Consider the following 7,761-nt stretch of genomic DNA (forward strand, 5'->3'; position numbering starts at 1 on the left):
GGGGGAACTTTTTAATGGCAGCGTCTAATACGCCGAAGAAATCAACAACCAAACGTGGTACATCCGCGAAGAAAAAATCTTCCGCACGTACCCAGTCTAAAAAGAATACAGCAGGAAAGCAGTCAATATCCAGCGGCTTTCAGACGGAAATCATACTTCTGGTGCTGATGGCGGCAGCGATCATTCTTATGGTAAGTTGTGTCGGACTTGGTGGAAATGTCGGAGGAAGCATCAGCAAGGTACTCATGGGAGTAATGGGACTGATGGCTTATATTTTTCCCGTTGTACTTTTTATTATGGCAGCATTTCTGATCTCCAATAAGGGAAATGTGCTTGCTTATAAAAAAACAGCCGCCGCCGCAGTTCTGTTTCTGATCTGCTGTGGACTGGCACAGCTTTTTACAGAAGGCTATACAGAGAGTACAACTCTTGCAGAATATTACAGGATCAGTTCTGAGTATCGTACTGGTGGCGGAGCCATTGGAGGCGCAATCTGTATTTCTACAATCTCCGCATTTGGAACCATCGGTGCTTATGTGATCATTGTACTTGTGATCCTTGTATGTTTGATCCTGATCACGCAGCATTCTTTCCTGGGATTTTTGTATAAGATTTATGATAAGATCCTGGAAGCTGTGAAGGGGCAGCAGGCGCTCTATCAGGAGGGAGCACCGGAGCGTCAGCTGAAGAAGCAGCTGAAAGTCCAGCAGCGCCAGCTGGCAGCCCAGGAGCGCCGTGAGAAAAGGATGCAGGAGCTGGAAGCTGCACTTGCCGAAGAAGGGATTACTTCAGATATGGTGGAAGAACCATCCCGTTTTGAGAAAAAGGCAGCCAAACAGAAAGGGAAAAAGGCTTCCAGGACAGCTGGAAATGATTCCAGGGCAAATTCCCGGATGAGAATGCGTGGAAATAACCAGGCCCGGGGCAGAAGAGGAGAAAACCTGGATTCTACAAGCTTTCTTGCAGGGACAGATTTATTTGAAGATAGAAATTCCGAGGAAAGCGGGGAATCTGTGGATCAGGAATTTCCTTTAAATCCAGAGAATGCCATGAATCCGGGAGATGCAGGATCACTGGAGAATATGACTACAGTGAATGGAGAATTTTCCGAGAGTGCTTCTGCTCAGAATCTTCCGATTAATACAGGAAAGTATGTGGATATCAGTGAGTATCGGGTCCAGGATGATGATCTGTCAATTGATGACAGATCATCACAGGAGGAAACACAGCTGCAGTTTGCAATTCACCGTTCTGAGCCAGAGCAGTCAGACGAGCCAGATCTGAATACGAGCGCCTCCTCTGGACAAGATGATCCTGTACCGTCATATTCTATGGAAAAGGATACCACGGAAGAGGACGGTACTGTCTATATGAAAAATCCAGTTAGCAGTGACCAACCAGCTGAGGCAGAGGAAGAAGAAAACAGTTATGATGGAGTGGATTTTAATGAAGCTATGGCTACCATGCAGAATGCAGTTGCTTTGACGAGAGATACTTCTGGCGCAGCAGGTGGCGCTGCCCATGGATCTCCGGCAACTTCTGGCTTCCACTCTTCTGAAGCTTCTGACGAAATGGCAGCGGGGAATGGAGTTTCGGATGAAACTACTTCCCGTCAGTCGGCGAAGAATCCTAAGTCTTCCAGGCAGGAGATTGCCAACGGAATTGTAAATATCCAGCATGAGATCAAAACCCAGGAAGCGGCGGTGAAAAAGGAATATCAGTATCCGCCTGTGAATCTTCTGAAACGTGGAAATGGGAAATCCCAGGGAGATTCTGATTCCCATCTTCGAAAGACAGCTCAGAAATTACAGGAAATCCTGTATAATTTCGGAGTAAATGCCAAGGTTACAAACGTAAGCTGCGGACCTACAGTTACCAGGTATGAGCTGCAGCCGGAAATGGGTGTAAAGGTAAGCAAGATCGTAGGTCTCTCTGATGATATCAAGCTGAATCTTGCCGCGCCGGATATCCGTATCGAAGCTCCGATCCCGGGTAAAGCAGCTGTAGGTATCGAGGTACCAAATAAAGAACACAGTGCGGTTATGCTCCGTGATCTGATCCAGAGCCCGGAGTTTATGAATGCCAAATCCAAGCTGGCTTTTGCTGCTGGTAAAGATATTGAGGGTAAGACGATCGTGGCAGATATTGCCAAGATGCCCCACCTTCTGATCGCAGGTTCCACCGGATCTGGTAAATCTGTTTGTATCAATACACTTATTATCAGTATTTTATATAAAGCCAAGCCAGACGAGGTTAAGCTGATCATGATTGACCCGAAAGTGGTAGAGCTTAGTGTTTATAATGGTATCCCGCATCTGTTCATTCCGGTTGTCACAGATCCGAAGAAAGCTGCGGGGGCTCTGAACTGGGCAGTAAATGAGATGAGTAACCGTTACAATACTTTTGCAGAGTATGGGGTACGAAATCTGGAAGAGTTTAACCGCAAGATTGAGAAGATGAAGTTCCCGGAGGGAGAGCAGCGCCCTGAGAAAATGTGTCAGATCGTCATTATCGTAGATGAGCTTGCAGACCTTATGATGGTTGCACCAGGGGATGTGGAGGACGCTATTTGTCGTCTGGCCCAGCTGGCCCGTGCTGCAGGCATCCATCTGGTTATTGCTACCCAGAGACCGTCTGTCAATGTTATTACCGGTCTTATTAAGGCGAACATGCCGTCACGTATTGCCTTTGCTGTCACTTCCGGTGTGGACTCCAGAACCATTCTGGATATGAACGGCGCAGAGAAGCTTCTTGGTAAAGGAGATATGCTGTTTTATCCGCAGGGCTACCAGAAGCCTGCCAGACTGCAGGGAGCCTTTGTTTCAGATGACGAAGTCAGCAATATTGTGGATTTCCTTGCAGATAAAAATCCACGGACAGATTACGACAATAAGATTGAACAGCAGATGAACAATGCGGTTCTTACAGCTGGCGGAAGCTCTGGCGGCAATGAGCGAGATGTCTATTTCGAGCAGGCGGGTAAGTTCATTATTGAGAAGGAAAAGGCTTCCATCGGTATGCTGCAGAGAATGTATAAGATTGGATTTAACCGCGCAGCCCGTATTATGGATCAGCTGTGCGATGCCGGGGTTGTAGGGCCGGAAGAGGGCACCAAGCCTCGTAAGGTACTTATGTCTATGGAGGAATTCCAGACATACGTGGAAGAACATTTGTAGGAAATTAATTCATGTTATGAAAATTTGTATATGAATAATAGCACAGAACCTGTCTAAATACGTTTAAAATAAACTATGAGGACGGATTATCAGAAGTATGAATTTGGAGTAATAGTTAAGAAAATATAATTCATGTAAAGGAGACAATAGAAATGGTAAAACATATGGTAATGTGGTCATTTAAAGAAGAGATTCCTGAGGAGAAGAAACCTGAATTAAAAGCACAGATCAAAGAGCATCTTGAAGGTCTGGTTGGTGTTGTGCCAGGGCTCATTAAGGCAGAGGTTGTTACAGACCTTCTTCCATCCAGCACACGTGATTTATGTCTGATCACTGAGCTGGAAAGCGCTGAGGCACTGGCTGCCTATGCAGTAAATCCGAATCATGTTCATGTTGCGGACACTTACGTAAGACCAAATGTATGCGACCGTGTAGCAATGGACTTTGAGGTGTAAATGGAAATTCGTATTATCACAGTTGGAAAAATTAAAGAGAAATACCTGAATGACGGAATTGCAGAGTACGCCAAGCGCCTTGGCCGCTACTGTAAGTTGAATTTTATCCAGGTGCCAGATGAGAAGACTCCGGATAAAGCTTCCGATGCGCTGAACCGTCAGATCAAAGAGACGGAGGGCAATCGGCTTCTTAGCCATATTCGCGATACAGATTATGTGATTACACTTGCTATAGAGGGTAAAATGCTGGATTCTGTAGAGCTTTCTGACCTGATTGCCAGATTAGGCGTTCAGGGAAAAAGCAGCATTGCCTTTGTGATCGGAGGATCACTTGGGCTTTCTGATGCTGTTTTGAAACGGGCAGATTATAAGCTCAGTTTTTCAAGAATGACGTTTCCGCATCAATTGATGCAGATGATTCTGTTGGAACAAATTTACAGGGGATATCGGATTATGAATCATGAGCCTTATCATAAATAATGAGATTTCATTTTTGTAAAGTTCCATAAATGATAATTACAGACACAAGAACTCCCAGATGTTAGAGCATGTTCGAGGCAGCTAACATCCGGGAGTTTATTAGTTTACACGAGCAATCAGTCAAAACCTAAAGCCGACGTTTGTGTAAGTTTCTGGCGATTGCTGCCATAACGCGCAAAACGTGTGGTGTACGGTTTGTTAAAGCTTGCAATATATTTGAAGATAAATTTGGAAGTGGTACTTAAATTCCACTTGTACGGATAGATTCCACAGCCTCTTTGATTTTCTCTGGTGGAAGTACCAGCGCGAAGCGCACATATCCTTCCCCATGAGGACCAAAGCTTGCGCCAGGAGTAACGATGACACCGGCTTTTTCCATTAATTCCATACAGAATGCCATGCTGTCCGTGCGTTTTCCCGGAAGCTTTGCCCATACGAACATAGTTCCTTTGCCGTTTGGCTTCTCCCAGCCAATGGAAGCAAGTCCGTCACATAGAGCATCACGGCGTGCCTGGTATTGTCTGCATTGTTCTTTTACGCTGTCAAGAGGTCCCTCAAGAGCAGCGATAGCAGCTTTCTGGATTGGCAGGAACATACCGAAATCGATCTGGCTGCGAAGCTTTTTTAGAGCAGAGATGATTTCTGGATTTCCAATGAGAAAGCTGATTCTGGCACCGGTTACGTTAAAGGATTTGGAAAGGCTGAAAAACTCAACACCAACCTCCCGCGCACCAGGAGTGGCAAGAAAACTTCCACCTTCCACGCCATCAAAGATAATGTCGCTGTATGCATTGTCATGGATAATTACAATATCGTATTTTTTTGCAAATGCAACAATTTCTTCATAAAGTCCTGGTGTGGCAATGCTGCCTACCGGGTTGGATGGAAGAGAGACTACCATGTAACGGGCCTTGCGAGCCACATCTTCCGGAATATCCTTTACATATGGCAGGAAATCATGCTCTGCTACAAGCGGGTAGTAGTAAGGAACTGCGCCTCCTAATTTGCTTCCTGCTGCGAAAACCGGATAGCACGGATCTGGAAGAAGAACCACGTCTCCCTCGTCGCATAAAGTCATGCCAAGATGTCCCATGCCTTCCTGACTGCCATAAACGGACATTACCATATCCGGTGTGATTTCCACATGGAAGCGCTTCTTGTAATATGCACAGACCGCATTCAGAAGCTCAGGCAGATCGCGGAGACTGTAACGCCAGTTCTGATCGTCAGCAGCAGCTTCCATCAGTGCTTTCTTAATATGATCCGGTGTATGGAAATCCGGCGTTCCAACACTCATGTTGTAGATCTTCTTTCCCTGTTTCTCAAGTTCAAGCCGCCTTTCATTGAGCGCGGCAAAAATTTCATCTCCAAATAAATTCAGTCTTTTGGAAAAATTCATCGTAAGTAAGCCTTCTTTCTCTCAAAATGCCAAACCAATAGGTTTATGCTAAAATCCTGTTTATTTTATCACAGTACTACAACAGAGTGCAAGACAAAAATGTATTTTCGGGCAAGACATTTGTATTGCTAATAGCAAACGAAAATGGATGGCTGCCGTGCACTGCCAGATTTAGGGGTAAAGTTCTTTTTTGTATAAATTTTAGAAAAAAATAGCAGCAGACACTTAAGAGGGCATTGTCTAAAAATAGAGAAACGTGTATAATTGGCTATATCAAACCAAGGGAGGAAAAGAAAATGAAGAAGTTTCTCGAAGAATTTAAGGAATTTTTTGCATGGTGAAAGCTCTGAATAAAGCAGCTGAGAAAATCCCCCCCCTTGATTTGAATAAAAAGACATGCGAGGACATAAATGAAAGACTACATGGCCCCTATGGAGGGCGTGACAAACTTTGTATACCGCCGGACTTATCACCGGTTTTATCATCCCATGGATAAATATTTTACTCCGTTTATTTCTGCCAAGCCGAAGAAAAACCTGAGCTTCCAGGAAATTTGCGAGGTGTCACCGGAGCGGAATGAGGGAATGTACGTGGTTCCCCAGATCCTGACCTGCAATGCAGATGATTTTATCCGTACTGCCCAGCTTTTGAAAGATGATTACGGACACCAGGAAGTGAACCTGAATCTTGGTTGTCCTTCTGGAACAGTTACAGCGAAGGGAAAGGGTGCCGGATTTCTGGCAGAGCCCCAGAAGCTGGATCAGTTCCTGGATCAGATTTTTTCGAAACTTGATATGAAAATTTCCATAAAGACCAGAATTGGAACTCACTACGAGGAAGACTGGGAGTATCTGCTGGCCATTTATGAAAAATATCCCATTCATGAACTGATCATCCACCCAAGGATTCAGACAGATATGTATCGCGGAGTGCCGCGGCTCGGAGCTTATGAGAAGGCTGTAAACCGTCTGAAAATGCCACTTTGCTATAATGGGAATCTGTTTTCTGCAGCTGATTATAAGCGGATTACAGAGCGTTTTCCAGACACTTGCTGCTTCATGTATGGAAGAGGGCTGATCACGAATCCGGGGCTGGTAACTGAGATCCGGGAAGGCATTCGTCCGGATAAAAAGACAGTAAGAGAATTCCATGATTGTCTTTTCGAAGAGTATCGGGAACTTCTTTCCGGCGAACGGAATGTGCTGTTCCGTATGAAAGAATTATGGAGCTATATGGCCGTTAATTTTACAAATTATGAGAAATATGCCAAGAAAATCAAGAAATCCCAGCATCTGTCAGAGTATTCGTCTGTGGTATCCAGTTTATTTGCAGAGCAGGATTTGATAGATTAAGTATTTTGGATATTTAGAACGCTGAAAGGATCCCCCTTGGCGGGCTAAATAGCAATAAATAATTCGAAAGAGGAATAACATGTTAAATACCGATCGTTTTGAAGAATTTATATCTCAGTATCCCATTTATGAATACCGCCTTGTGGATACTGCTGAAATAGAGGTAAGAGAGCGGGTGCGGATCATCTGCAAACAGGAGTGTGAGCGTTACGGCACTACCTGGGCCTGTCCCCCTGCTGTGGGCAGTCTGGAAGAATGTGGGAAGCGAATCCACAGTTATCCAAATGGAATCCTTTTTTCCAGTGTGGCAGAGGTTTCCGATGTGATGAACATGGCGGAAATGCTTGCTACCCGAGATGCTCACGAGGAGCTGACTACAGAGGTAGCCGGATTTTTGAAAGGGGAGGGATTTGAGACATTTACCTTGTCCACTGAATCCTGCGATCTTTGCGAGCATTGTGCCTATTTAGACGGAAAGCCCTGTCGCTTCCCTGAGAAAATGCATCCCTGCCTGGAAAGTCACGGTGTAGTGGTAAATGAGCTGGTAGAGCATCATTCCATGGAATATAATCTTGGCGGAAATACCATTCTGTGGTTTTCCCTGGTGCTTTTTCGCCAGAGAGCGTGATCTGTTAAATATAAATCAGAATGAAAAGAAAACCTCCCGCATAAGCTAGAGATAAAGACCGGGAGGCTTTTTTTATGTCTGTATCAGAACGTTTTATGACAGCTATGGAACTTCCTGGTGACCTGTCCTGTAAAGCCCCTATTATAACGATTACCGGACCGTCGCAGGTACAGATTGAAAATTATAAAAGCATCTTATCCTATACAAGCGAGAAATTAATCGTGGTTACCTGCCAGGGACGCGTGATCCTTCAAGGGAAAAATCTGGAAAT

7 protein-coding genes are annotated in these 7,761 nt (G+C 44.9%); 6 read left to right on the forward strand and 1 reads right to left on the reverse strand.

Translation table 11 applies throughout. The features are described 5' to 3' along the window. The first annotated feature begins 14 nt into the window (after positions 1–14). The 3 genes from AB5642_RS15570 to rlmH all read left to right on the forward strand — a co-directional run bounded on the left by AB5642_RS15570 (position 15) and on the right by rlmH (position 4,111). Positions 15–3,176 (forward strand): DNA translocase FtsK 4TM domain-containing protein, encoded by a 3,162-nt coding sequence (locus tag AB5642_RS15570; RefSeq protein WP_368371740.1) that lies wholly within the window; start codon positions 15–17, stop codon positions 3,174–3,176. 152 nt (positions 3,177–3,328) lie between these two features. Beyond that, complete coding sequence (locus AB5642_RS15575) at positions 3,329–3,631, forward strand: Dabb family protein (protein WP_118578395.1); 303 nt, start codon at positions 3,329–3,331, stop codon at positions 3,629–3,631. Continuing rightward, positions 3,632–4,111, forward strand: coding sequence for a 23S rRNA (pseudouridine(1915)-N(3))-methyltransferase RlmH (gene rlmH, locus AB5642_RS15580; RefSeq protein WP_173718688.1), 480 nt, complete (start codon positions 3,632–3,634; stop codon positions 4,109–4,111). Positions 4,112–4,352: 241 nt separating this feature from the next. Here rlmH and AB5642_RS15585 read toward each other — a convergent pair whose 3' ends face one another. Beyond that, positions 4,353–5,510: a pyridoxal phosphate-dependent aminotransferase gene (locus AB5642_RS15585; RefSeq protein ID WP_173718689.1), complete on the reverse strand. Its 1,158-nt coding sequence runs from the start codon at positions 5,508–5,510 to the stop codon at positions 4,353–4,355. 410 nt (positions 5,511–5,920) lie between these two features. Here AB5642_RS15585 and AB5642_RS15590 point away from each other — a divergent pair, with 410 nt between their 5' ends. The 3 genes from AB5642_RS15590 to AB5642_RS15600 form a co-directional block, all read left to right on the forward strand. Further along, positions 5,921–6,862, forward strand: a complete 942-nt coding sequence (locus AB5642_RS15590) for a tRNA-dihydrouridine synthase (RefSeq protein ID WP_173718690.1) — start codon at positions 5,921–5,923, stop codon at positions 6,860–6,862. A gap of 79 nt (positions 6,863–6,941) precedes the next feature. After that, the gene (locus tag AB5642_RS15595) at positions 6,942–7,490 is read left to right on the forward strand and encodes a DUF2284 domain-containing protein (RefSeq protein ID WP_118578391.1); all 549 of its coding nucleotides are present in this window, start codon (positions 6,942–6,944) and stop codon (positions 7,488–7,490) included. A gap of 74 nt (positions 7,491–7,564) precedes the next feature. Continuing rightward, positions 7,565–7,761: YabP/YqfC family sporulation protein (locus tag AB5642_RS15600; protein ID WP_368371741.1), on the forward strand; the 197-nt coding region annotated here is incomplete at its 3' end.

This window comes from Ruminococcus sp. 1001136sp1_2201st1_G3_2201SCRN_220225 (assembly GCF_040924365.1).
GTDB classification, from domain to species: Bacteria; Bacillota; Clostridia; order Lachnospirales; family Lachnospiraceae; genus Blautia_A; species Blautia_A faecis.

Excerpts from the sequence above, each read along its gene's own strand:
- AB5642_RS15595 (WP_118578391.1), top strand. The coding sequence starts at position 6,942 with ATGTTAAATACCGATCGTTTTGAAGAATTTATATCTCAGTATCCCATT.
- rlmH (WP_173718688.1), top strand. The coding sequence starts at position 3,632 with ATGGAAATTCGTATTATCACAGTTGGAAAAATTAAAGAGAAATACCTG.
- AB5642_RS15585 (WP_173718689.1), bottom strand. The coding sequence starts at position 5,510 with ATGAATTTTTCCAAAAGACTGAATTTATTTGGAGATGAAATTTTTGCC.
- AB5642_RS15570 (WP_368371740.1), top strand. The coding sequence starts at position 15 with ATGGCAGCGTCTAATACGCCGAAGAAATCAACAACCAAACGTGGTACA.
- AB5642_RS15575 (WP_118578395.1), top strand. The coding sequence starts at position 3,329 with ATGGTAAAACATATGGTAATGTGGTCATTTAAAGAAGAGATTCCTGAG.
- AB5642_RS15590 (WP_173718690.1), top strand. The coding sequence starts at position 5,921 with ATGAAAGACTACATGGCCCCTATGGAGGGCGTGACAAACTTTGTATAC.